Genomic DNA, 25,362 nt, shown 5'->3' on the forward strand with positions numbered 1-25,362 from the left:
ATTTTTATAGCAGTCACCAGATAAATATTTCCTAATCTTAGGCTAATCTTACCTTAATTCCTTTAAATCAATCTAAATAATGTTTAGAATTTTTTACTAAAAAATACCAATTTCATGGAAAACGAAAAAGTTCCTATTTTTTTAAAAAAACAAGAACTTTTTTTATAATTGTGTACTTATACTTTTTTCTTCTACTTTTTTTCAGCCAAAACCATCGGTTTTAGTCCTAATTTTTGAAATAATTGTTGGTCGTCACTCAACGATGGATTAGGCGTAACGAGCAAGGTTTCTTCTTCTCCTGCAAAAATGGAGTTTGCTCCAGCTAAAAAACACCAACCTTGTTCTGCTTCATTCATTTCTAAACGTCCTGCACTTAAGCGAACCATTGTCGTTGGTATGACAATACGCGTTGTAGCAATCATTCGCACCATTTCCCAAATATCCGTTTTTGGCATATCCTCCATAGGAGTTCCTTTTACGCGTGCGAGTGCATTAATAGGAACAGATTCAGGATGTTTATCCATTGTTGCCAAAGTTAATAGCATAGAGATTCGATCTTGATCCGTTTCTCCAAGTCCAATAATTCCTCCAGAACATACAGTGATTCCCGCTTTACGCACTGAATTAATCGTATTTAGGCGTTGATCGAATGTTCGAGTAGATATAATATCCTTATAATGACTTTCAGACGTATCGATATTGTGATTATATGCATATAAACCCGCTTCTTGTAAGCGTTTTGCTTGGTGATCAGTCAGCATCCCCAACGTACAACAAACCTCCATATCTAATGCATTCACCCCTTTAACCATATCAATAACTTTATCAAAGTCTCGATTATCGCGAACCTCACGCCAAGCTGCAGCCATACAAAATCGAGAAGACCCATTGGCTTTAGCTTTCTTAGCATGAGCTAAAACAGTTTCTACAGGCAATAATCGCTGTACTTTAATATCCGTATGATAACGAGCCGCTTGTCCACAATACGAGCAATCTTCTGGGCATCCTCCTGTTTTTATAGAAAGTAAAGTACTGACTTGTACCTCAAGTGGATTGTGATATTGTCTGTGTACAGTTGCTGCCTGATACACTAACTTCATAATTGGTAAATCATAGATTTCTTGTATTTCTTCAGCCGTCCAATTATTTCGGATTGGTGCTTTACCGTCTTTCATCGTCTTATTTGTTTTATTAGTTAAGCGCCAAAAATAGTATGGATAAGACTGTTGAAGGGCATCCGGTTTTTAAAAAAGAACTAGACCAGTTTTTTTGTGCTTTGTGAGGTTTGCTCTTCGTGAGGCGGTAAGGTAGTGAGGTGGTGAGGCGGTGAGTTTGTGAAGGTGTTGGATTTAATCAATTATAGAGGATTGTTACAAAAAAGCTTGTTGCAAAAAGCGAAAAAAAAAGCAATACTCTAATCAGTTGCTCCGCTCTGTATGTCCCCCTGACGAAGGAAGGGTCGCATCCGTTATTCAACTGTGCTTTGTGTGGATTGTTTTTGTGAGGCGGTGAGACGGTGAGTTTGTGAAGGTGTTGGATTTAATCAATTATAGAGGATTGTTACAAAAAAGATTGTAGCAAAAAGCGAAAAAAAAGCAATACTCTAATCAGTTGCTCCGCTCTGTATGTCCCCCTGACGAAGGAAGGGTCGCATCCGTTATTCAACTGTGCTTTGTGTGGATTGTTTTTGTGACGTGGTGAGTTTGTGAAGTTTGTACTTTGTAAGGTGGTGAGACGGTGAGGCGGTGAGTTTGTGAAAATGTTGGATTTATCAATTATAGAGGATTGTTACAAAAAAGCTTGTTGCAAAAAGCGAAAAAAAGCAATATTCTAATCAGTTGCTCCGCTCCGTATGTCTCCCTGACAAAGGAAGGGTCGCATCCGTTATTCAACTGTGCTTTGTGTGGATTGTTTTTGTGAGACGGTGAGGCGGTGAGTTTGTGAAAATGTTGGATTTATCAATTATAGAGGATTGTTACGAAAAAGCTTGTAGCAAAAAGCGAAAAAAAAGCAAAAAACAAAAAAGCATCCCACAAACCTCACAAAGAGCAAAAAACAAACTTCACAAAAAACAAAAAAGAAGCCCCTGAAAAAAGGACTTCTTTTTTATAATCTAACCACACTTTTTACTTTTCAAATTAAAATTTGAAAATCAACACAAAGTTATGAGTATACCAAGGTACACATCAACACGAATATTTTATACGTTAAAAACAGAAGATTTTTTTTATCACTTACACACACTTCTTCTGTTTTTAAATAACTTGTATTTTTGCTAGCTTGTTTTGCGTTCTATATATTTAAATCTATCTTAACACAACACATCGCTAAGATTAAATTCTTTACATTTGAACAAAACAAAAGTCCATATTAATTTGAATCTATTATAGGACATTTGTCCTCCTAATGATAAAAATATGTTAAGAATAAATCTTGATTTTTTATCCTATATTGAATCGATTGCACACAAAGACATTATAGCAGATAAAATACAATTACTACAATACAGCCCGAAAGATATACTACTTACTCAAGGAGAACAGATCACTAAAATTATTGTGATTCGAGAGGGTATAACAAAGTGTTATATTACAGAAGAGAATGGAAAAGAATATATTCCGGAGTTTTTGAGTCGTGGGGAAATCATGGGGGAAATTGAATATCTAGGCAAAATGCCTTGTTTATGTTCCGTAGAAGCCATTTCGTATGTAGAGGCTTATGTTATTCCTTTATCTATTTTTGATCATTTGCTGAAAACGGATATTACCTTCAATAATGTATTACTCGCAGTGGAAGCTTTACGCGTATACCACACCAGTGAACGAGCTTCTTTTCAACAATTATATACTGTTGAACACGCTTTGGAAAAACTATTGCACCTACAAGAGAAAAATCAAGTGGCGATTTCCAAAGAGGATATGGCTTCTTATTTAGGTATTACAACAAGAACGCTGAATCGTGCATTGAAAAAAATACAAGGAGAAGAATAAACTTCATCCTGATATAATACAAAAAAAGCCTCACGTGTGAGGCTTTTTTGATTATGATGATAATTCATGCATTATTGCATAAACTTACTTACATCTACTTGTAATCCTTTGGCAATTCGCATACCTAAATCAGCATCGGCTCTAAACCAATGGCACAATTGACGGAAGATAATCTCTTCGCGTTTTGGTCCATCAATTCCGCTCATAGCTCCTACAATATTATGTACGGTATTCGTTTTTGCTTCTTCAGTCATGATGCGGTATAAGTTACCTGGTTGTGTAAAGTGATCGTCTTCTCCTACCCCATTTCGATCATAGTGATCCGCTACTACGTGTTCTCCTAAATCCAATGCAGGTTCTTTGTAACTTTGATCTACCACCATAGAATCAAAACTATTTGGGTAATAGTTTGGTTCACTTCCTCCATTTCCATCAATGCGCATTGCACCATCTCTTTGGTAGTTATTTGTAGCAAAAGGACAACGGTTTACTGGAATTTGCTCATAATTTGCACCTAAACGGTAACGTTGTGCATCTGGATAAGATAAAATACGTCCTTGTAACATACGGTCTGGAGAGAAGCCAATTCCATCTACGATATGTGTAGGTGCAAAAGCTGCTTGCTCAACATCTTGGAAGTAATTCTGAGGATTTTCATTTAACTCCAATACACCAACATCAAGTAAAGGGTAATCTTTATGTGGCCAAACTTTCGTCACATCAAATGGATTCACCTTTGCTACGCGGCTTTCTGCTTCTGTCATCACTTGAATTTTCAAATTCCATTTTGGGAAATCTCCTTTTTCAATGTGCTCAAATAAATCACGTTGGGCGTAATCCATATCTGTTGCACGCATTTTATCGGCTTCTGGTCCAGTTAAATTCTTAATTCCCTGTGCTGTTTTGAAGTGGAATTTTACATACACACGTTCATTCTCAGCATTAATCATCGAGAAAGTATGGCTTCCATATCCATTCATATGTCTATAGCCGAAAGGTGTACCACGATCCGACATCAAGATTAATACTTGGTGTAAACTTTCTGGGTTTAACGACCAGAAATCCCACATCATGGTTGCCGATTTTAAGTTGGTCTGTGGGTGGCGTTTTTGCGTGTGAATAAAGTCGCTAAACTTTTTCGCATCCTTAATAAAGAATACTGGGGTATTATTTCCTACCAAATCCCAGTTTCCATCCTCTGTATAGAATCGCAAGGCAAATCCACGTGGATCACGCTCTGAATCTGCAGATCCCTTTTCACCTCCTACTGTTGAGAAACGCAAAAACACTTTCGTTTGTTTACCAACTTCACTAAATAATTTTGCTTTGGTGTACGGAGTAATATCATTCGTTACAGTAAACGTTCCATAAGCCCCAGAACCTTTCGCATGTACTACACGCTCTGGAATTCTTTCTCTGTTGAAGTGAGCCATTTTCTCATGCAAAATATAATCTTGCAACAATACAGGTCCTCTTTCTCCTGCTGTCATCGAATTTTCATGTTCTACATAAGGTCTTCCCGAAGCGGTTGTCAGTTTTTTGTTTTCCATAGTCTTGTACTTTATTTCGTTAATTTGTATTTCAAATATACTAATTATCAAACCTTTGTAAACATGTTTACTATACCATTAGGTTATATCTAAATAAATTAAATCTATAGTGTTTTCAAAAACGATAAATAAAAATGATGGACAGAAGGTGAGTTGGTGAGGCGGTGAGGTTGGTGAGGTTGGTGAGGTTGGTGAGGTTGGTGAGGTGGTGAAATCGGAACATAGTGAAGATTCATCGAACACCAAAACAAATATAAAATAGGTGAGATAGATGGTGAGGCGGTGAGATTGGTGAGAGGGTGGGTTCCTTTCGTCTTCAGAATATGCAAATCGCACACCCTCCCACCGCCTCACCGCCTCACCTCAAAAAAAGCACAGAACTAAGTTGGTCGCCATAACAGCTGTTGAATGACGGATGCGATGCTTCCATCGTCTGCAGGACATGCAAATCGCACACCCTCCCACCGCCTCACCTCAAAAAAAGCACAGAACTAAGTGGTCTCCATAACAGCTGTTGAATGACGGATGCGATGCTTCCTCCGTCAGAAGGGCATGCAAATCGCACACCCTCCCACCGCCTCAACCTCTCACCGCCACACCCCAAAAGTGGTCTCCATAACAGCTGTTGAATGACGGATGCGATGCTTTCTTCGTCTGCAGGACATGTAAATCGCCCCCCTCCCACCGCCACACCGTCTCCAAAAAAAAAAAAAGCACCTTTACCAAGTAAAGATGCTTTTATATATCGATTTTGATGTTTTTTAGTTGTTAGGGAAAATTCTCAAAACTTTCGAGCAATTCTCTCTAATTTCAGCAACCATTTCAGGATGTTCATTCAATTTAAGACCATAAGAAGGAATCATCTCTTTGAATTTACTATTCCATTCTGGTGAATTAAATTCTGTAGGGAAACAATTAGCCAATAATTTCAACATAATTGCTGTTGCTGTTGAAGCTCCTGGAGAAGCTCCTAATAAAGCGGCAATTGAACCATCTGCTGAATTCACCACTTCTGTTCCGAATTGCAAAATTCCCTTTCCGTCTTTATCTCTCTTGATTACTTGTACACGTTGACCAGCATGTTCAACTTTCCAATCTTCATCTTGTGCATCTGGGAAATATTCTCTCAATGATTCATATCTTGATTTATCTGATTGCAACACTTGTCCAATCAAATACTTCGTCAAATCTAAGTTACGCATTCCTGCACCTAACATCGGACCGATATTATTTAATTCTAACGATTTAAATAAATCTAAATTCGATCCTCTTTTCAAGAATTTTGTTGAGAAACCTGCGTAAGGACCAAATAATAGCGAATGTCTTCCATCAATAAAGCGCGTATCTAAGTGAGGTACTGACATCGGAGGTGCTCCTACAGATGCTTTTCCATATACCTTAGCCATGTGTTTTTGAACAATCTTTGGATTGTTACACACCAACCACTCTCCTCCTACAGGGAAACCACCGTATCCTTTACTTTCAGGAATATCAGCTTTTTGTAACAACAAGATTGCTCCACCACCTGCACCAACAAAAACAAATTTCGCTTTTACTTTTCTTTGCTCTCCTGTTTTTTCATCTTTTGCAGAAACGCTCCATCTGTCGCCTTTTCGCTTAATGTCTGTTACTTGATTATTGAAGTGAACATTTACACCATCTTCTGTTGTCAAGTGATCAAAAATCTCTCTTGTTAATTCTCCAAAGTTCACATCTGTTCCGATTGGCATATACGTTGCTGCATATACATCGTCCAGCTTTCTTTCTTCCATTAACAAAGGAGCCCACGTTTTGATTTGATCCACCTCTTTTGAAAACTCCATCCCGTGAAATAACGGGTATTTTTGAAGTTCATTATATCTTTTCTCTAAAAAGCTTACGTTGTCTTTTCCCCATACGAAACTCATATGTGGTACAGAATTAATAAACTTACGAGGGTCTTTTAATACATTCTTTTTTACCAAGTATGACCAAAACTGCCTTGATACTTCAAATTGCTCAACAATGCTAATTGCTTTTGTTGCATCAACGCTACCATCAGCTTTTTCTGGTGTATAGTTTAATTCACAAAATGCAGAGTGTCCTGTACCCGCATTATTCATTGCGTCTGAACTCTCAGCTGCAGCGCGATCTAAACGTTCTAAGATTTCAATTTTTAGGTTAGGATTTAATTCTTTTAGTAAGATTCCAAGAGTAGCACTCATGATTCCGGCTCCTACCAAAACAACATCAACCTCAGATTTTTGTATACTTGACATTATATCGAATATTTATTTATGTGCAAAATTAATTTTTATCTACAGGAAAAACAGTTTTTTTCTGCTAAAATTTTAAAAAAGAATGGATTAAAACGTATTCCGTCCCATGTAATCTTGTAAAATTATGGTTGCGGCAATCTCATCAATCAATGCTTTATTTTGTCTTTGTTTTTTCTTCAATCCACTATCAATCATGGTTTGGAAGGCCATTTTAGAGGTAAAACGCTCATCTATTCGTTCCACTGGCATTGTAGGAAATGTTTTTTTAAATGTATCAATAAACGCATTTAAAATAGGAGTAACTTCCGAAGGCTCATTATTCAAACGCTTGGGTTCACCTATTACCACTTTTTCCACCTTTTCTTTTTGAAAGTAGTCTTTTAAAAAAGACATAAGCTCTTTTGTATCGACAGTTGTTAAACCCGATGCAATAATTTGCAATTCATCGGTTACTGCGATACCCGTTCTTTTCTGACCAAAATCAATAGCTAATAAACGTCCCATTCTAATAGTTAAATGTCCCGTATGTTGATTGAATCGTTAATTTCTTTTCTGCGGAAGCTTCTACTCTACCCACAATTTGTGCTCTTACGTTGAATGATGCAGCAATTGCTATAATATCTTCTGCAACAGCAGGGTTTACGTATAATTCCATACGATGTCCACAATTGAATACTTGGTACATTTCTTTCCAATCGGTCTTAGATTGTTCCTGTATCAATTGAAACAAGGGTGGTACTTCAAATAAATTATCTTTAATAATATGTAGCTGATCGACAAAGTGCAAGATTTTTGTTTGTGCTCCACCACTACAGTGAATCATACCGTGTACATCGTCTGCTTTATATTGATCTAAAATCGCTTTAATGATTGGCGCATAAGTTCTCGTTGGAGATAATACTAGTTTTCCTGCATCAATAGGAGAATTCGCTACAGCGTCTGTCAACTGTACTTTTCCAGAATACACTAATTCCTCTGGAACAGATGAATCATAGCTTTCAGGATATTTAGCTGCTAAGGAATGATCAAATACATCATGACGAGCAGATGTCAGTCCATTGCTTCCCATTCCACCATTGTATCCTTTCTCATATGTTGCTTGACCAAACGATTCCAATCCAACAATAACATCTCCAGCTTGGATATTCGCATTGTCAATAACATCGCTGCGTTTCATTCTCGCTGTAACCGTAGAATCAACAATAATCGTGCGAACTAAGTCTCCCACATCAGCTGTTTCTCCTCCAGTTGAGTGAATCGTAACACCGAATGATTTTAGCTCTTCGATTAATTCTTCCGTTCCGTTGATGATAGCAGAAATTACTTCACCTGGAACTAAATTTTTATTACGTCCAATTGTGCTTGACAACAAAATATTATCCGTTGCACCTACACACAATAAATCATCAATATTCATTATTAAGGCATCTTGAGCAATACCTTTCCAAACAGAAATATCTCCTGTTTCTTTCCAATACATATAAGCTAATGATGATTTTGTTCCTGCTCCATCGGCATGCATAATCAAACAATAGTTTTCATCCCCAGTTAAGTAATCAGGAATAATTTTACAGAATGCTTTAGGAAACAATCCTTTATCTATGTTCTTTATTGCATTGTGAACATCTTCTTTCTCAGCAGAAACTCCGCGAAGCGCGTATCTATTACTTGAACTCATAAATAGTGTGTTGTTTGTGCAAATTTAATGCGAATGTTATTGTAAAACAAAGCTTTTTACATTAACATTTTTTTACCTCTTTTTTATTTATTTTTTGAATATTTGAAAAACAAAAAAATCTACTAATTCAACTTAGTAGATTTTTTTTCTTAAATTTCTTGAAGAAGTTCAATCAATCTATCGATCTCTTCTTTTGTATTTTCATGACTAAATGACAATCTTAGGCTCGGCTTCTTCAAATCTTCCTCGTTTAAGAACTGAGCTAAAACGTGCGAAGGCTTTTGGCTTCCCGATTGACAAGCACTTCCTCTTGACACCGCGATTCCTTTCATATCCAATTGGAATAACATCATTGCTGCTTTTTCTTGTGTCATGGGCAACAACACATTGAGAATATTGTAAAACCCAGTGCTATTTCCGTTGAATTTCACTTGTGGATATACTTCTATTAAACGCTGTTGGCAGTACGATTTAATATCAGCAATGTAAGCACGCTCTTCTTCTAGCAAGTCATAAGCCATTTCTAGCGCTTTTGCCATTCCTACCACTTGGTGTACTCCTTCTGTTCCTGCGCGTAATCCCTTTTCTTGTTCTCCACCATGGATTGCAGGTTTCAATACGTTTTTCTTGCGGATAAAAGCAAATCCAATACCCTTAGGTCCGTGAAATTTATGTGCACTTGCTACGATAAAATCAATAGGCAACACACTTAAATCCAATCTTTTCTTTCCGACAGATTGTACTGTATCACAGTGAAAAAGAGCTCCATGTTCCACACATAAATGCGCTACTTTCTCTAAGTCTAATTCTGTACCAACTTCATTATTCACATGCATCAAACTCACCAATGTTTTAGTCTCTTCTTTCAAGAGATTTTCCAATTGAGCATAATCAATTTCACTGTTGGGATTAATGGTTAGAAATACAACTTCAATTCCATACACCTGAGCTAAATGCTTTACTGTATTTAAAACAGCGTGGTGTTCCAATTGGGTTGTAATAATTCGTTTCACTCCTAAATCGCGTACAGCAGAAAGCAAAATCCAGTTGTTTGCCTCTGTTCCACAAGAAGTAAAAATGATCTCTGAAGAACTGACATTAAATTGTTTGGCAATTGTTTTTCTTGCCCCTTCAATTAATGCTTTCGCATGCCGTCCGATTGAGTATGTCGATGAAGGGTTACCAAAATCATTTCTCAATACTTTCACCATCTCTTCAATTACTTCTGGGCGTACAGAAGTAGTTGCGGCATTATCCAGATATATTTGTTTCATTATTTAATTAGTTGAATGAGATTCGTCACTTCATTTACAGGAAATAACGTCTTTCTAAGTCATTTATTTTATTCGAATACAAATGTAATAAAAACAAAAAAGATAATGCTAAAAATCACTTCCATATTATTGTCTCTTCCAACATATCTTTTTATTTTTAATTCTTTTACACGTATATTTTCCTCTTGTAAACCTTTTCTCTATGGACATCATTTCCGCTTTGTATAACAGCTTAGAGCAAGCAAATTATTGGGACAAAACCATCACCTTAAAACGAAAGGACTACCTAACTCTTGCGCATACTATAGATACCGACATTTACTATATCGAAACAGGGAGTGTAAAAATTTCGATTCTCCTGCAGGATCAAGAACACATTATTCGATTTGGTTATCGACACAATTTTATTGCGGCATTGGATAGTTTTATCACCAATAAACCTACCGATTTTTATATACAAGCCTTAAAAAAGACGACAATAAAAGTCATTCGAAAAGAGCATTATCTCCAATTTATTCGCAGTAATGCAGCACATCAAATCCTCTGGGATACGCTTTTAGAAGGTTTAATTTTACAACAATTGGAACGCGAAAAAGACTTGCTTATTAAATCGCCAACGGAGCGCTATACCCGTGTTTTACAACGAAGTCCACGTTTGTTTCAAGAAATTCCAAACAAGTATATTGCATCTTACTTAGGGATGTCTCCAGAAACCCTTTCCAGATTAAAGAAATCTTGACTTGAATCAATTTTTATCTTGAAAATTAAAGGCAATTTTGTCAAAAAATAAAATGGAAACAACTAAGCTACTTTCAAACTTATTGGAATTAACGCATCAAATCAAACAAGAAGCCCTTGCCTTTCAAGAACTTCCAGATTTTCTACTTTACACGAGACCTCAACCCGCAAGTTGGAGTGTTTTAGAATGTATAGAACACCTCAATCGATATGGCTATTTTTATATTCCTGAAATCACTATCAGAATCAACACAACCCCATACACCACGCCATCTCCTGTATTCAAAAGTGGGATTTTAGGTAATTATTTTGCTAAAAGCATGTTACCCAAGGCAAAGCTTAACAAAATGAAGACCTTCAAATCCATGAATCCAAGTACAAGTACCGTCAATCGTGAGGTTTTAACCGTTTTTATTCAACAACAAAATAGTCTTATTGCACTATTAGAACAAGCCCAAACTATCAATTTAAACCAAACCAAAACCTCCATTTCCATTAGCAAATGGATCAAATTAAAACTTGGTGATACCTTGAAAATTGTCGTTTTTCACAACCTTAGACACGTGGTACAAATGCAAAATACCCTCAACAACCTAAAAGAAATGGTTTAATTTTCATTTCCCTACAGCAACGTGCTAAAAATAAGCCGTTAGTCGAATTCCCAAGGTCATATAGTTAAACGGACTACGATCTGTAAAAACTTCAGGATCTTCAGGGTCCAAAAAGTCAGGATTTATGGTATACTTGTATTTCATTTGACTGTGATTGAAATCGGCATAGAGTGTGGCTCCTAAATTCGAAGCCAAGTTATAAGTCAACGCAGTTCCTGCTGTAAATTGAATGGCATTCTTCGGTTTATAAGAAGCCATAATAAGCTCTTCCCTTTCATCTAATACCGTATCAGGACTATCGTATTTCAATTTAATGTGTCCTTGCGCTGCAATACTATACCCTACTAATCCTTTGAACATTAAATTCCAACGATCTGAAAAATGAATGGCATAATAAGGACCTACACCAAAGTTCAAATAGCCTAAAGATTCTGTTACAATATCTGCATTGCTAATATATTCAGGCGTATCAGTGTTCGTCGGAATTGAAACCCTACTTTTATTGAAAGGGAAACCTGCAACAGTAAATTGCCCTCCTACTCCCCAATTTCTAGTAAAAAAATAAGCTCCTTCTAATCCTGCTTCCCAGCCTAATCTTGCTAAGGTTTCTTCTTCTTCATCTTCAACAATACTTTCAAAAGCAGAGGTAGACCCCAACTTTAACGCTAAAAACGAGGGGTTTTCATTTCCTTCAAACTGAGAGAGAATACTCAAATTATCTCCTTTATTTCCATAGATTTTATCTACGAAAAAATAAGCCAATTGAGAAGATAAAATTCCAATTCCTGCACCAGCAAATACGTCAGATACCCAATGGCGATTGTTTAAACCACGTCCTACAGCTGTCATGGTAGCTAACCCATACCCTCCAATCGAATAAGCTGGATTAACTAATCCGTATTCTCGATCTAAAAAGGCAGCATTATTAAAAGCATTGGCACTATGTCCTGAGGGAAAAGAATTTTTAGAAGAACCATCTGGACGCTCTACTTTGGCGGTGTATTTTATACCATTCACTAAAATAGCCATAATCGCCACACTCGTTGCATAAGTAATCGCGGAACGCTTGAATTCATTACGCCCTTTTACACCTGCCGCTTTTAATCCAAAAGTTGCTGCAGCAGGCACATATTGCATATAATCATCATATTTATACTTAAAAGTAGGAATGTATCGATTTCGTACCTCTCTAATATCTTCTCGACTATTCCAAGTAACTGCAGAAGCTCCAAACAATAACGTAGGTACGAAACTAATTTTTACGGCATCTTTTTCCCAAAAACTAGGTGCTGCAGTAGTAAAATTTTTCAATACCAATGAATCATGAATTGCAAATGACGGATTAGACTGCATTTGTTGACTATAACCCATCAAAGAACACAGCATATTTATCCCTAAAACAATCATCTTTTCTTTCATTTTAATTCTTTTTTTAAGAGACCTTTTCTATTTTCAGAAAGCAAAAGTAGTATTTCGTTCAATTATTTGGCCATTTATTATCTAAAAGGTATTCATATTATATAAAAAGAGGTTCCTGTTTTTTCTACTGATTCTCCTTGAGGTTTTGATTTTATGTGTACCTTGCTTCTGCTTTGTTTTCGAAAAACAAACCAAACCCCTTATTAAATGTAGGCAACCGAAATTAAATTATACAACGATGAATTCCAGAACATTTGAAGATAAAGTCATTTTAATAACAGGTGCAGATGGTGAAATAGGAACAGCACTCATCCAAGAAATGCTACACCGAAAGGCACATAAAATCTACGCTACAGGAATAGCCTTAGAACGGTTACATCAATTAGCATCAACTTGTCCTTCCAAAATAGTTCCTGTGTTACTAGATGTCACTCAAGAAGATTCTATTCAAAAAGCAGTAGAACAATGTCAGGATGTTCAGGTTTTAATTAATAATGCAGGTGTAGAATTAAAATCTGATTTTATAGGAGAACAAGCAGGAAGAAAGGCATTGTTAGAGATGCAGATCAATTATATTGGAGTCATCCACATGATGAACCACTTTTTACCTGTATTACAAAAGCAAAAACCAAGCTATATACTCAATATACTCTCTGTGGGTAGTGCAACGGTAATTAAGCGAATAGCCACCTATTGTGCATCCAAAACCGCCGCACATTTACTTACTCAGTCCTTGCGCCCTGAATTAGCTACACAAGCAATTGAACTCATTGGAATCTATCCTGGTTATGTAGACTCTATGATGTCTGCTGATGTTCAAACTGAAAAAATTACACTTGTCGATTTATCTCGTACTATTTGTAATGAATTTGAAGCAGGAGTCTTAGATATTTTTCCAGATCCAATGTCTAAAAAACTATTTGAACAATATCCTATTATGGTGCCTCATGGGGTATGAGTTGTTTTTTTGTGAGGTTCGTGCTTTACTTTTTGTGAGGTTCGTACTTTGCTCTTTGTGAGGTTTGTGCTTTTCTTTTTGTGAGGTTTGTGCTTTACTCTTTGTGAGGTTTGTGCTTTTCTTTTTGTGAGGTTTGTGCTTTTCTTTTTGTGAGGTTTGTGCTTTTCTTTTTGTGAGGTTTGTGCTTTACTCTTTGTGAGGTTCGTGCTTTGCTCTTTGTGAGGTTTGTGCTTTGCTCTTTGTAAGGTTTGCTCACCTTCTCACCACCTCACCGTCTTACCCTTAACCCTTAATCAATATCATCAATCGCAATACCTTGTTTCTGCAATACTCTTTTCGCAAGAAAACCGAAGAGTACCAGATAACCAAAACACACTGCATTTACGATATAAGACTCATGAATACCAATGATATCCGCCAATTTACCTTGAATTGGAGGTAATATTCCACCACCTAAAATCATCATAATCAAAAACGACGAACCTTGTGCGGTGTATTTTCCCAGTCCCATAATAGCAATATTAAAAATAGCCGGCCAAAGTACGCTACATGCTAATCCACCCGCTAAGAATGCATAAATCGCTAACATTCCACTAGAGAAGAGTCCGACAATCATGGCTAATAGACCAAACAAGCTAAATAAAATCATCGTACGCGCTGATTTATTTTTACTCCAAAAGGAAAAGACAACCTGAATTGCTACACATACACTATAGTAATAGAGGTGTTCAATTTCATTTCCAGCAAAATAATTAGCAAATAATATAATGAAATACGCTACAAAAGGCACTGCAATCAGAGCAATTAGCTCGTTTCTTCTACTCAATTGAAAAACACTCACTGCTCCTGCCCAGCGTCCAATCATCAAACTTCCCCAGTACATCGAGACATAAGGAGCAATTTCAACCGCTTGTAACGATCCAAACTCTTCCAATTTTAACAGTTCTCCTAAATTACTACCAATTCCAACCTCAACCCCTACATAAGCAAAGATGGCTAACATTCCCAAAAGCAATTGAGGATATTGCATGGCTCCCCATCCTTCTTTGTTTCTTTGACTGGTAAAATAAGCGAAGGCTATACTTCCTACAATAATAAGCAAAGCTCCCCCTAAAAGGTAGATACGCTTATTTTCAATGGGGGTTAATGTTTCTTTGATTTCTTGTTTTAGATTCGTCAACGTTACTTCATCCGCGATCTTTACTTCTTCATTTTGCTCCACTTTCAGTGAATGAATTAACGTTTCTTGTTGTTTTTGCAACGCTGATACGCGTAAATATGCCTCGCTTTTATACGTATTAAACACCGGAATAAAAACGGCTACTAATAAGACGGTCATACTCACCAACAACACCATCGCCTTTTTTGCAGGTTTTATCTCTGCACTACTCTTGCTATCTGGTATTTTTTTCGAAAAGAAGAACAATAAAGCGGCCAATAGAAATAACCCGCCAACTGCTCCATACAACAAAGTCATGCTATCCAAGCTCAAATGTTGAATTTGGTCATCCGTTAGCGTTTTAGTGCTCCCATATAAGGCATAAGCCATTAACAAAGGACCTATCGTTGTCCCTAGTGAATTAATCCCTCCACCAAGGCTCACTCGACTGGTTCCTGTTTTGGGATCTCCCAGTGAAATGGCAAAAGGATTGGCTGCAATCTGCTGCAATGAAAACCCCAAGGCTACAATAAACAACCCTACCAGTAACGCTGCGTATACACTGATTTGAACAGCCCAAATCATAGCTATTGCACCTCCTGTTGAAAACAACAACCCATACACAATAGAGCGTTTATATCCCCAATTATTCACAATATCTTTCTTCTTCCAAGCACTAACTAAAAAAAGCAAGAGTGCTCCAAAATAATACGCGGTATAAAAAGAAAAATCAATTAATTGGGACTGAAACTGATCTAAATCAAAAAAGGCCTTACAAAACGGAATAAAAATACTATTTCCCGCTGCGAAAAATCCCCAGAAGAAAAAAACAGTTACTAAGGTATATAAAGCAGGATAATTAGTTTTGGTAGTCAATGAATTCATAGCGAATAGCTTATATTTTAAGTTATCTTTAACGTTATCAAAGATAATTAAATAACCTATATCTGCTCTTCATAGTATCTACTTAAGATAAAAAAAGTATTTTTGTATTCTCGATAACGATATATTTATTTTATGAAGAAGGTGTATACCCTGGTAGCTGCTATAGGCTTATTTGGATTAAGTTCTTGCAACGATGGCAAGCTTACCTATAATGATATTGACTTTTCTACTGTAACCACTGTAAATCGCTGTTCTAGCATCGGTGATGGAGCGAAAGTGTTTTACAAACTAAAAGATACAGAAGCTTTTATCTTAATTGCAGATATGGACAATATTATGCGCGATGAAAGCATTCAAACTGTAGATGTTGAAATAGACGGAACCAATACTAGCTTAGCGTATAGAAAATACAATAGCAAAGTTGAAACAGCATCCATTTGCTCTTTTCCTGCGCCTAGTACCCCTGCAGTAACGGAAGAAATTCCCGCTTCACCAGGAGCAACGCTGCGTACACAACGCATGGTTTCAATCAAGAATAACGATAGCAATGTACTAACTGAAGATCACAGTGTGAACTTAACCTATCAGTATAATTTTACCATTTTAAATGTCAATTTCATCGATGGAGATACGAATATCAAATATGACCGTATGCCTTTTGGAACGAACAATTACAATGCTAATACTTTAGGGTTTAAATTCTTGAACAACGACAACACATTGAAAACGATTAATCCTTGTCAAACGCAATGGGTGACACTTTCTGATAAAGAAGCGATGTTAGTGCAGTTAAATGCGGAAGACTTTCCTCAAGATGCAGGTGAAAAAGTAATTGCTCTATCTACTGATCGACCTTTGCAATATCGACAATATGCGCGTGCTGGGATTAACTTGACAGAAGTTTGCGAAAATGATGGAGATATTCCAGGTAACACCCCTGCAAATAACAATCGCTTGGTTGAAAACTGGACGGCTACAACAGGAGAAATTGTGATTACTACCAGATGGACCAATCCTGCAGAAGGAGCACCCGCTAAATTATTACATGAAATTACGTTGCGCAATGTGGTATTTGCTAAAGTACAATACAACAACTTGACTTTTGGAAAATCAATCCTTCCTTTTGGAAGTTTTATCCAAGAATAACCACTGCAACAACAGCTATAAAGTCCCCAATATTGGGGATTTTTTTTTGCTTTCCACTGAAAGTGTTTCCTTTTAGCTATCTTTAAAATTCTAAACGTTTACCATGTCTATTCTCATCCAACAAGATATCGCAATTCCCTATCCCAAAAAAATGGCGCTTTCGATACAGTTTCCTTATGCAATCGTAGACATCCACAATAGTTTTGATTACTTAGAGGAAGTTTGGGAAATGATTATACAGACGCTTTCAACTGCCCTAGAGAAAGCAGGAATGACCATCCTAGAAGGAAGAACGGACATTAACGACGACTATACATGTATTGCGTATCAACTCGTTCTTTTGGTTACTCCCCCAAAGGTAAATTTTGCTTTTCTCTATACAATATTGAAACAAGAAGGATTGCCGAATCAGTTTACAATAACAACAGCCAATCCTTATAACAACCAAGAAGTCGATATTTTAATACAAACCAACTAATTCCGTTTTACCTATGATACTCAGTACAACCCATCGCATGAACCTTCCTACACCTGAAGAGCTACAAAAACGCTGTAAATCAATTGCTGTCCTAGATGCTATTTTTAGTCCAACATGGGAATACCGCTATTATTCCTATAACGCACACTGGGATACTGAAGAAGAGTTTTTCCAGCTACAAGATGGTGCAGGTGATGCCATGCTTATTCTTTTTAAAGCGTCTGGAGCAGTTATCAATGGGTTTGCGCATGAATTATATGATTATGAAAGTCAATTACCCAACAAAGACGTGTTAACCCATCAATTACCTGAGGTATATAGAGGTTTTATCTATGGAGAGCCCGTAGCGTCTATTGGAACAACCTATTGCCTTTGGACAGATGATAAACATATTTGGCAAACAGGAGAAATGGAATATGAAGAAGATGGTTCTGAGGACCATTTAGAGATTTTAGATGGAAATCCTCAAACCTATATTCAATGGGCCATTGATTACCATTTTGATGAAGAGGAAGAAGCGATGACACCACTCATGCGGGAAACTATTGCAGCCCTTTATCAAGGTGCACAATTAACGAAAGCTATGGTACTAGCCCTTCAAAGTGATTTTGATGATTGGCAACAGCTCCAAGAAGATTTACACGACATCAATTACCCACATACCTTATAAAAGAAAAAGTCCATGCTAGCATGGACTTTTCTATTTATCTACTTGGATTTTGCTTGATGTAAATTTGTGTAGCTCCTACACCGTATTTCTGGTAATTTGCATCTTCTGCAACAACCTCAGTATATCGGCTGAACAAAAACTCAAGTTCTGCTTTAAGCACTCCTTCTCCAACGCCGTGTATAAAGACAATACGCGGAATTCGATTGCGAATAGCAAATTCGAGCTGCCCCCTTGCGGCATCCAGCTGTAAGGTAAGCATATCGTGTTTCTCCATGCGTCTATAGTCCTTGGTTAATTTTTCAATATGCAAATCAACCTCCAACACAAACTCATCCTTACGCGATTTCTTTTCTTTGACAAACGATCGCTTTTTAGGTTCTACCTTACTTTGTAAGGCTTCTTGAATCGAACCTTTAGAGCTGGCCGATTTAAAATCAACTTCTTGATCTTTGCCTATTTTCAATAATTCAGAAGGCTTGTAATTCAATACAAATCCATCCTTTGTCTCAATAGTCACCTGATCGCCTTGAATTTGGGTGATGATCCCTTCTTCATTTTCGTCTAATACTTGTACGTAATCTCCTTTACTTAACATCTTACTTCCAATTACTGTTTTTTATCTACTACGGTTATCGAATAGTCCTCAGTTGCTTCCTCTGTTTCAGCAGGTGCATCAGAACGAACGATTAATGATTTTTTCGGTGCATTGCTTGGTGTTTTTTGCATCAGACGAGCCATAGCTAAAAAGAATAAAGCTACTCCAATGACTTGCACCCATAATTTAGGATGTTCTGACGCTTGTTCCATCAGGGCCCAAATCATAAAACCTACCACCAAAAGCGGGAGTACTATTTTTTGTATTTTCATGTGTTTCTTTCGTATTTAAGGAGCTAAACGCTCTACTTTCCAATCCAATTGATCTGCTGTTAGGGTGTAGCGAATGCGATCGTGTAATCGATTCGGTCTTCCCTGCCAAAACTCAATACTCACTGGTTCTACACAAAATCCTCCCCAATGTTTTGGGCGATGAACTGTATCTTCTGTTGCTGTTTGTTCTAATTCTTTCAGTGCTTGCACCAAATCTTCATAGGATGCAATAACCTCGCTTTGATTGGAAACAATAGCTCCTAAACGGCTCCCCAAAGGGCGACTATCGAAATAATTATCCGATTGGTTCTCGCTTACTTTTTTTGCTATTCCTTTAATAATCACTTGACGTTCCATCGAAGGCCAAAAAAAGGATAGACATATATGCGGATTTGCTGTAATTGCTTTTCCTTTTTCTGACTGATAATTGGTAAAAAACACAAAGCCATTTTCATCATATGATTTCAACAAAACAACTCTTGCTTTGGGAAACCCATCCAAGCCAATAGACGAAACAGTCATGGCATTAACCTCTTCCACCCCACCAAAATCTTCTACTTCGCAAAACCATTGACGAAATTGCATCATGGGATTAGGATTGACTTCAGCTTCAATCAGTACTTGTTTTTCGTATGATTTTCTATAATTACTTAAATCGCTCATTGTATTGGTTTATTTAGTGAAATCAAAGATAACACCATCATCGGCATTTTCTATTATTCCATCAAAAACTTCTGCTGCTTCAGTCTTAAAAAGAGTAATATCATCGTATCGGGTAGAATAATGCCCCAATACCAATGTTTTAGCACCTGCTAATTTTGCAATCATCGCTGCTTGCTTAGCCGTACAGTGTTTGGTTCGCTCCGTATAATGGATCTCTGATTCTAAAAAAGTACTTTCATGGTATAAAACATCTACCTCTTTGATAAGGGGTACAATCGCTTCCGAATAATAGGTATCGGAACAAAATGCGTAGCTTTCCGTAGGTTCCGGATCATAGGTAATATCTTCATTACGCACCAGTGTTCCATCTTCCAAGGTTATATTTCCACCTTGTTTTATCTTTTGATAGTAGCAACGATCAATTCCTAAATCTTCAATAGCTCCGATTTTCAACTTGCGATCACCGGGTTTTGATTCAAACAAATAACCATTCGTATAGACGCGATGATCCAAAGGAATGGTGCGTACAATCACGCGATCATCCTCAAAGACAACCTCACTTTCTTTGCTTTCTAGTTCATGGAAGTACAAGTTATAACCAGTAAAAGAATTACTCAATCGCAATTGCAATAAAATAATTTCTTTGATTCCTTTTGGTCCATAGACATGAAGATCACTTTGTCTATTCAGAAGAGAATAGGTTGAAATCAAACCAATTAAACCATATAAATGATCTCCGTGTAAATGAGAAATGAAAATATGGTTAATTCGTTGAAACTTAATTTTTTTCTTTCTTAATTGGATTTGAGTACCTTCTCCAGCATCAATCAAAAACATATGACCATTTAGCTCCAAAACTTGAGAAGTTGGATTGGTCATCGTCCTTGGTGTAGCTGCATAACAACCTAATATAGTAAGTTTCAATGGGTCAAAATTTTATAATTCGTGCTTGTAAGTTACAAAAAAGCCCAGAGCATACAAAAGAAAAAGGCTTAATTACCTTAAGCCTTTCCTATTTCTTATAATTCTAAATCGCGTTGAATTTCGTCCATTTCAATCAAATCGAAAGCTTCCTGTTTGGTTGGCACGACAATTAAATCTCCGTCAAAGTCATTAAAATTAACTTCTGAGAGCACAATAACGAAAGATTTATTAGCATTTTCCATGTGTTCAATCGCTAATTCTTCCATAGCTTCCAGCGTTTCTTCTGTGATTGTTTCTTGTGAACCTGACAAATCAAGCACGAGATTAAAAGTTAGAAACAACGCCTTATATTGGTCTGTTATCTTTTGCACTAATCCCGCGATTGTATCGCTTCCAATCTGGATTACTTTGGTGTGTCCTTTCTCCGTAACTTTCATTTTTCTTTTTGTTTTATCCTACTAAAGTAGCTATTTAATTTTGGATGCCAAAAGATAAATCACTGCCATACGGATGGCTACTCCATTTTCTACTTGATCCAAGATAACAGATTGTTGAGAATCAGCAACATCAGATGTAATCTCAACTCCTCTATTGATTGGTCCTGGGTGCATCACCACAATTTCTTTATCCAAAGAATCTAATATTTCTTTTGTCAAACCAAATTGTTGAGCATATTCTCTTGTATTAGGGAAATAACTAAAATCCAAACGCTCATTTTGTACGCGTAACATATTAGCTACATCACACCATTCTAGCGCTTTTCTCAAATTGGATTCTACTTTTACTCCTAAACTCTCAATATACTTTGGAATTAATGTTTTAGGTCCACAAACACGTACTTCAGCTCCTTGCATTTGCAAGGCAAAAATATTAGACAAAGCCACACGTGAATGCAAAATATCCCCTACAATAACCACTTTTTTACCCGCTACATCCCCTAATCTTTCTCGAATAGAATAGCTGTCTAAAAGTGCTTGTGTTGGGTGTTCATGTGCTCCATCACCCGCATTTACAATGCTCGCTTTCACATTTTTAGACAAAAAATAAGCGGCTCCTGGATTGCTATGACGCATAACTACCATGTCCACTTTCATTGCTAAAATATTATTTACCGTATCGATTAGCGTTTCTCCTTTTTTAACGGAAGATTGTGCAGAGGAAAAACTGATAACATCAGCTGATAATCGCTTTTGAGCCAATTCAAAAGACAATTTTGTTCTTGTACTGTTTTCAAAAAAGATATTGGCAATTGTAATATCTCGTAGGGAAGGTACTTTTTTAATCGGTCTATTGATTACTTCTTTAAAATGATCTGCTGTTTCAAAAATCAAATCAATATCCGCTTTATTAATATATTTTATTCCTAATAGGTGATTTACACTTAATTCTTTCATTACTTCAACTAGATTTTCCGTTTAATTATTGTCAAATTCTTCCAAATAGATGCAATCGCTCGTACCATCTTCAGACCAGTGTACGCGTACAGCTTCTTGGTCAAAGGCATCTACCTGTCTTCCTCTATAATCTGGTTGAATAGGCAAATGACGACTAAATCTTCTGTCTATTAGCACCAATAATTCAATTTCCGCAGGTCGTCCAAACGATTGAATCGCAGTCAAAGCTGCGCGAATGCTACGTCCTGTATATAAAACATCATCAATAAAAACTACTTTCTTATCTTCAACAAGAAAGTCAATTTCAGTTCGATTTGCTTCAAGTGGCTTTTGATTTCTCCTAAAATCATCGCGGAAAAACGTGATATCCAAATATCCCAAAGGAACATCTGCAATATTGTATTCTGTTTCCAAAATGGCTTTGATTCGCTTTGCCAAATATTTACCACGGGGTTGAATACCAATCAGTAACGTATCAGAAAAATCCAAATGATTTTCCACCAACTGACAGGCCAAACGATGAAGAATAATATCAATCTCTTTTGAAGTAAGTAATACTTTTGGATTCATATAAAAAAGAGTTGTGTTTGGGGAGTAAAATTACAATTAATTATGCTTCTCACCCAATTTATCATCAATAAATTAAAAGATAAAATCCAAGGGTTCTCCAAGTCTTCCTTCTTGTTTGTCTTCCCCTAAAATGTTAGATTGCTGTTAAGTATTATTTTATCTTCTATTGAAACAGTTAATTCACTATCTTTAAGAACCTAAAAATAAACCGCTGCTATGTATAAAATCTACCTAACCTTCTTGGTCTTGCTCGCCTTTGTTCCACAGGCTCAAGCTCAGATTCCACAAGATTCTGTTCTGAACACCACTTGGATTTTAACAAAAGCAACGACAATGTTACCCATTCAGCGGCAGACAACCTTGCAAATCAATACTTTAAAATACGAGATTAAGGGATTCGCAGGATGTAACAATTATACCTTGCCCATCAAACAAATCAAAGAAAGAAAACACTATACCCAAATTACAACAGACGCTATCATCACCAATGATAATAGTTGTACCAAAAACGTCAATGAATTCGAAAAAGATTTTTTACAAGCCTTAAGCAATCAAAAGCTCCGAGTGGAAACGGAAAATGCAGTACTAACCATCGTAAATGAGGACAAACAAACCTTTACATTTTCTGTACAGCCACAAAATCCTTTGCTCAATTACATTGAAAAGCACGCATGGAAATTAATTCAACTTAAAGGAAACAGCAATCGCGTCTATCATCCTTATTTGACTTTTGATTTCCACAGCAACACCGTTTCGGGTTATACGGGTTGTAGCTACTTTACAGGTAAGATTGCCATCAGCAATAGCTTAAACAAAATACAGTTTTTCGATTTAGAAGTAAAAAAGAGAACCTGTATGTCTACCAATCGCAAGACCGTAGAAAAAGATTTTATTCAGCTACTTGAAGGAGAAACGTTCTCTTTTGATGTAGCCGAACAGACCCTTAATTTATATCAAGATAATACGCTACTTCTGATGTTTGGTTTTATTCCCAAACACTTGATCACGGAATAGGCAGACGCATTTTCGCACTTTAAAAAGACAAGGTGACAAATATTTATCGTAAATTGTAAGCCGTAAAAAAACATGAAATAGTTTTATGAAAGCTTTAATTTTTAATGGTTCTTTGGATGAAGAATCTTTTAGAACGTCACGACGTATTGCACAATTCTATGCTGACGAATTCATAAAGGCTAACCTAGAGGTAGAACAAGTACACTTATCTGATTATCAGATCCCTATATTCCAATCCAAACACATGGAAACCCCTCCTCAAGATGTTACCCGATTTATTGATGCCTTTCGCGCTGCGGATGTCATGATTTGGTTAACTCCTTTATATCATGGAGGTATGACGGGCGTAATGAAAAACGCCCTAGATTGGTTGGAACTAACTTCTCGCGATACACCGGCGTATTTAACCCATAAAATTATTGGTTTTACGTGTTGGTCTGCGGGTAATCAAGCCATGCAAGGGATTCAAGCCTTAGACAATGTAGCTAAAGCACTAAGAGCCTGGTCTTTACCTTATAGTATTCCAATTAGCAATATGGATTTATACATTAATAATGAAATTGCTGACGTATATCAGAAAAAAATGAGTATGTTAGCGCAACTTTTGATTGAGAGTAAAACGCAATAAAAAAGTACAAGGTCGGGGATGTAGCTCAGTTGGCTAGAGTGCTTGACTGGCAGTCAAGAGGTCGTGGGTTCGAGCCCCATCTTCTCCACTAAACAAAAACGCAATCAACTTATAACTAAGTGATTGCGTTTTTTATTTTGTATGAGTGATATTCTATCTATTTTTAAATTTCTTTCAAATACACTTCTATTACCTCCTCATCACTGCGCATCCCCATTTCATAATTTTTACCAGCATACGCAAATTGTTTCCTACTTGTATATACACTAAGCTCTGTATTTGGAATACAAATCTCTTTGGTATATATATTAAAGACCATCATTTCGCCAAAGAAACTATCGGGATATAAAGTTCGCCATTCACCTGTATTGCTATAAATAGAGCTACTACTTACGGTAGGAAAATCAGCTTTCAAATAGGTATTCTCAATACTCACTCCATTATCGAGAATTTCGGCTTGAACATAAAATATCTTACCAAAACCAGTTAATAATAGCACTTCTCCATAGGTTGCGGCAATGCCATCTGGATTTCCTTGATTAAAATCAAATCCATCTATTACAGAGGAAGAAGACTGACGAGGCACAAAATCTTGATTAGGTTGCAAAGACAAAGTCTCTTTACCTAACAGAAAAGGCTGTGAATAATTAGCGGCTAAATAATTTCCATACTTTTTGCCATTAGCGGCTAGATGTATACAATCAAACCCATCAATGGGGTCAATTAAATTATATACATATCGATACGTCGATTGATCTTCATCCCAATCCTCAAAACAAAAACTAAAATAAGGGGTAATCTTAAAGTTTAAATCAGTTTCATTTTTAAAAATATAGTAAAGTTTGTCATTGTGTGTAAAACTAGAACTTTGATCATCATAAGGAGACTTAAATCCTATAAGCGAATCAACCGTACTAACGTCCTTCTTCAAGGGAGCATCAAAAGAGGCATTATCTTCTTGTGAACAAGAAAACAAAAACAAGGCAAAGCCTAAAATAAAAATTTTTTTCATAACATTAGTTTTAAATGATTAACACGTTAAAATTAACACCATATTTCAAACAAAATGTTAAAAAAAACAATCAAAACAACATATAATTCAAAACTAATTAACATTTAAACATAAATCTAATGTATTTTTAATTTAAAGCTATTCTTTTAATTTTAATGGACTGCGATTGACTCCGAAATTGAATTTAATAAAATAAAATTACTTGCTACTAATAATCAACACAAGTCTTTCGACACAAGCTCACTAGTTAACTTCGTATTATTCTCACAAAATAACTTCTTCTCGAAAATATCTCGAACTTGACCACAATATGAAAGAAGATGACACAACAGAACGAATAGCAATCCCTACTAGAAGCTTTTCACTAACTACAACAGTACAACGGGAAAATTAGTGGGAATTGAAATTGCTGAGAATACTTTAAATTAATACAATAAAGAACCTCTTTTTTGATAACTTCACTTATTACTTTAAAA

At 36.4% G+C, this 25,362-nt stretch carries 25 protein-coding genes and 1 tRNA gene; 10 read left to right on the plus strand and 16 right to left on the minus strand.

What is annotated here, in order from left to right; all coding sequences use genetic code 11:
- Nucleotides 1-191 precede the first annotated feature (191 nt).
- Nucleotides 192-1,175 (minus strand): biotin synthase BioB, encoded by a 984-nt coding sequence (bioB, locus tag AWV75_RS04085; protein WP_060873161.1) that lies wholly within the window; start codon nt 1,173-1,175, stop codon nt 192-194.
- A gap of 1,242 nt (nt 1,176-2,417) precedes the next feature.
- On the opposite strand from bioB, the gene AWV75_RS04090 reads away from it, so the two are divergent.
- A complete protein-coding gene (locus tag AWV75_RS04090) occupies nt 2,418-2,990 on the plus strand; it encodes a Crp/Fnr family transcriptional regulator (RefSeq protein ID WP_060873162.1) in 573 nt (190 codons plus the stop codon).
- A gap of 71 nt (nt 2,991-3,061) precedes the next feature.
- On the opposite strand, the gene AWV75_RS04095 is transcribed toward AWV75_RS04090, so the two are convergent.
- The 5 genes from AWV75_RS04095 to AWV75_RS04115 form a co-directional block, all read right to left on the minus strand.
- Nucleotides 3,062-4,540, minus strand: a complete 1,479-nt coding sequence (locus AWV75_RS04095) for a catalase (RefSeq protein WP_060873163.1) — start codon at nt 4,538-4,540, stop codon at nt 3,062-3,064.
- 761 nt (nt 4,541-5,301) lie between these two features.
- Entirely contained in the window at nt 5,302-6,798 is a 1,497-nt protein-coding gene (locus AWV75_RS04100) for a malate:quinone oxidoreductase (protein ID WP_060873164.1), read from the minus strand.
- Between the two features lie 87 nt (nt 6,799-6,885).
- The gene (ruvX, locus tag AWV75_RS04105) at nt 6,886-7,302 is read right to left on the minus strand and encodes a Holliday junction resolvase RuvX (RefSeq protein WP_002991189.1); all 417 of its coding nucleotides are present in this window, start codon (nt 7,300-7,302) and stop codon (nt 6,886-6,888) included.
- Nucleotide 7,303: 1 nt separating this feature from the next.
- On the minus strand, nt 7,304-8,476 hold the full coding sequence (locus AWV75_RS04110; RefSeq protein ID WP_060873165.1) for an AIR synthase related protein: 1,173 nt from the start codon (nt 8,474-8,476) through the stop codon (nt 7,304-7,306).
- 149 nt (nt 8,477-8,625) lie between these two features.
- Nucleotides 8,626-9,750: a cysteine desulfurase family protein gene (locus tag AWV75_RS04115; protein ID WP_060873166.1), complete on the minus strand. Its 1,125-nt coding sequence runs from the start codon at nt 9,748-9,750 to the stop codon at nt 8,626-8,628.
- 202 nt (nt 9,751-9,952) lie between these two features.
- Between AWV75_RS04115 and AWV75_RS04120 the strand changes: the two genes are divergently transcribed.
- Entirely contained in the window at nt 9,953-10,489 is a 537-nt protein-coding gene (locus AWV75_RS04120) for a Crp/Fnr family transcriptional regulator (protein WP_060873167.1), read from the plus strand.
- A gap of 52 nt (nt 10,490-10,541) precedes the next feature.
- Nucleotides 10,542-11,099: a DinB family protein gene (locus AWV75_RS04125; RefSeq protein ID WP_060873168.1), complete on the plus strand. Its 558-nt coding sequence runs from the start codon at nt 10,542-10,544 to the stop codon at nt 11,097-11,099.
- A gap of 24 nt (nt 11,100-11,123) precedes the next feature.
- Here AWV75_RS04125 and AWV75_RS04130 read toward each other — a convergent pair whose 3' ends face one another.
- Nucleotides 11,124-12,518 (minus strand): phosphatase PAP2 family protein, encoded by a 1,395-nt coding sequence (locus AWV75_RS04130; RefSeq protein ID WP_082711027.1) that lies wholly within the window; start codon nt 12,516-12,518, stop codon nt 11,124-11,126.
- Nucleotides 12,519-12,756: 238 nt separating this feature from the next.
- Between AWV75_RS04130 and AWV75_RS04135 the strand changes: the two genes are divergently transcribed.
- Nucleotides 12,757-13,476, plus strand: coding sequence for an SDR family NAD(P)-dependent oxidoreductase (locus AWV75_RS04135; protein WP_060873170.1), 720 nt, complete (start codon nt 12,757-12,759; stop codon nt 13,474-13,476).
- 289 nt (nt 13,477-13,765) lie between these two features.
- Here AWV75_RS04135 and AWV75_RS04140 read toward each other — a convergent pair whose 3' ends face one another.
- Nucleotides 13,766-15,520, minus strand: coding sequence for an MFS transporter (locus tag AWV75_RS04140; RefSeq protein WP_060873171.1), 1,755 nt, complete (start codon nt 15,518-15,520; stop codon nt 13,766-13,768).
- A gap of 132 nt (nt 15,521-15,652) precedes the next feature.
- On the opposite strand from AWV75_RS04140, the gene AWV75_RS04145 reads away from it, so the two are divergent.
- The 3 genes from AWV75_RS04145 (at nt 15,653) to AWV75_RS04155 (ending at nt 17,814) form a co-directional block, all read left to right on the plus strand.
- The gene (locus AWV75_RS04145; protein ID WP_060873172.1) at nt 15,653-16,666 is read left to right on the plus strand and encodes a hypothetical protein; all 1,014 of its coding nucleotides are present in this window, start codon (nt 15,653-15,655) and stop codon (nt 16,664-16,666) included.
- A 103-nt stretch (nt 16,667-16,769) separates the two neighbouring features.
- Nucleotides 16,770-17,144 carry a hypothetical protein gene (locus tag AWV75_RS04150; RefSeq protein WP_060873173.1) on the plus strand — a complete coding sequence of 125 codons (375 nt, stop codon included), beginning with the start codon at nt 16,770-16,772 and terminating at the stop codon, nt 17,142-17,144.
- A gap of 13 nt (nt 17,145-17,157) precedes the next feature.
- Nucleotides 17,158-17,814 carry a hypothetical protein gene (locus AWV75_RS04155; RefSeq protein WP_060873174.1) on the plus strand — a complete coding sequence of 219 codons (657 nt, stop codon included), beginning with the start codon at nt 17,158-17,160 and terminating at the stop codon, nt 17,812-17,814.
- Nucleotides 17,815-17,848: 34 nt separating this feature from the next.
- Here the strand turns inward: AWV75_RS04155 and AWV75_RS04160 are convergent, their stop codons facing one another.
- The 7 genes from AWV75_RS04160 to pyrR form a co-directional block, all read right to left on the minus strand.
- Nucleotides 17,849-18,409 (minus strand): hypothetical protein, encoded by a 561-nt coding sequence (locus tag AWV75_RS04160; protein ID WP_060873175.1) that lies wholly within the window; start codon nt 18,407-18,409, stop codon nt 17,849-17,851.
- An 11-nt stretch (nt 18,410-18,420) separates the two neighbouring features.
- The gene (locus AWV75_RS04165; protein WP_231737991.1) at nt 18,421-18,681 is read right to left on the minus strand and encodes a hypothetical protein; all 261 of its coding nucleotides are present in this window, start codon (nt 18,679-18,681) and stop codon (nt 18,421-18,423) included.
- Nucleotides 18,682-18,696: 15 nt separating this feature from the next.
- Nucleotides 18,697-19,344: a pyridoxamine 5'-phosphate oxidase gene (gene pdxH / locus AWV75_RS04170; protein WP_060873176.1), complete on the minus strand. Its 648-nt coding sequence runs from the start codon at nt 19,342-19,344 to the stop codon at nt 18,697-18,699.
- Nucleotides 19,345-19,353: 9 nt separating this feature from the next.
- Entirely contained in the window at nt 19,354-20,268 is a 915-nt protein-coding gene (locus AWV75_RS04175) for a ribonuclease Z (protein ID WP_060873177.1), read from the minus strand.
- A gap of 95 nt (nt 20,269-20,363) precedes the next feature.
- Nucleotides 20,364-20,705, minus strand: a complete 342-nt coding sequence (locus AWV75_RS04180; RefSeq protein ID WP_060873178.1) for a hypothetical protein — start codon at nt 20,703-20,705, stop codon at nt 20,364-20,366.
- Nucleotides 20,706-20,735: 30 nt separating this feature from the next.
- Nucleotides 20,736-21,662, minus strand: coding sequence for an aspartate carbamoyltransferase catalytic subunit (locus AWV75_RS04185; protein WP_060873179.1), 927 nt, complete (start codon nt 21,660-21,662; stop codon nt 20,736-20,738).
- Nucleotides 21,663-21,683: 21 nt separating this feature from the next.
- Nucleotides 21,684-22,232, minus strand: a complete 549-nt coding sequence (pyrR, locus tag AWV75_RS04190; RefSeq protein ID WP_002991161.1) for a bifunctional pyr operon transcriptional regulator/uracil phosphoribosyltransferase PyrR — start codon at nt 22,230-22,232, stop codon at nt 21,684-21,686.
- A gap of 216 nt (nt 22,233-22,448) precedes the next feature.
- On the opposite strand from pyrR, the gene AWV75_RS04195 reads away from it, so the two are divergent.
- The 3 genes from AWV75_RS04195 to AWV75_RS04205 all read left to right on the plus strand — a co-directional run bounded on the left by AWV75_RS04195 (nt 22,449) and on the right by AWV75_RS04205 (nt 23,962).
- Nucleotides 22,449-23,246 carry an META domain-containing protein gene (locus tag AWV75_RS04195; protein WP_060873180.1) on the plus strand — a complete coding sequence of 266 codons (798 nt, stop codon included), beginning with the start codon at nt 22,449-22,451 and terminating at the stop codon, nt 23,244-23,246.
- An 85-nt stretch (nt 23,247-23,331) separates the two neighbouring features.
- Nucleotides 23,332-23,874, plus strand: a complete 543-nt coding sequence (locus AWV75_RS04200; RefSeq protein WP_060873181.1) for an NADPH-dependent FMN reductase — start codon at nt 23,332-23,334, stop codon at nt 23,872-23,874.
- Nucleotides 23,875-23,888: 14 nt separating this feature from the next.
- A tRNA-Ala gene (locus tag AWV75_RS04205) sits at nt 23,889-23,962 on the plus strand.
- A 75-nt stretch (nt 23,963-24,037) separates the two neighbouring features.
- On the opposite strand, the gene AWV75_RS04210 is transcribed toward AWV75_RS04205, so the two are convergent.
- The gene (locus tag AWV75_RS04210; RefSeq protein ID WP_060873182.1) at nt 24,038-24,886 is read right to left on the minus strand and encodes a hypothetical protein; all 849 of its coding nucleotides are present in this window, start codon (nt 24,884-24,886) and stop codon (nt 24,038-24,040) included.
- Nucleotides 24,887-25,362: the final 476 nt, after the last annotated feature.

Source organism: Myroides odoratus (assembly GCF_001549985.1).
Lineage (GTDB): Bacteria > Bacteroidota > Bacteroidia > Flavobacteriales > Flavobacteriaceae > Flavobacterium > Flavobacterium odoratum_A.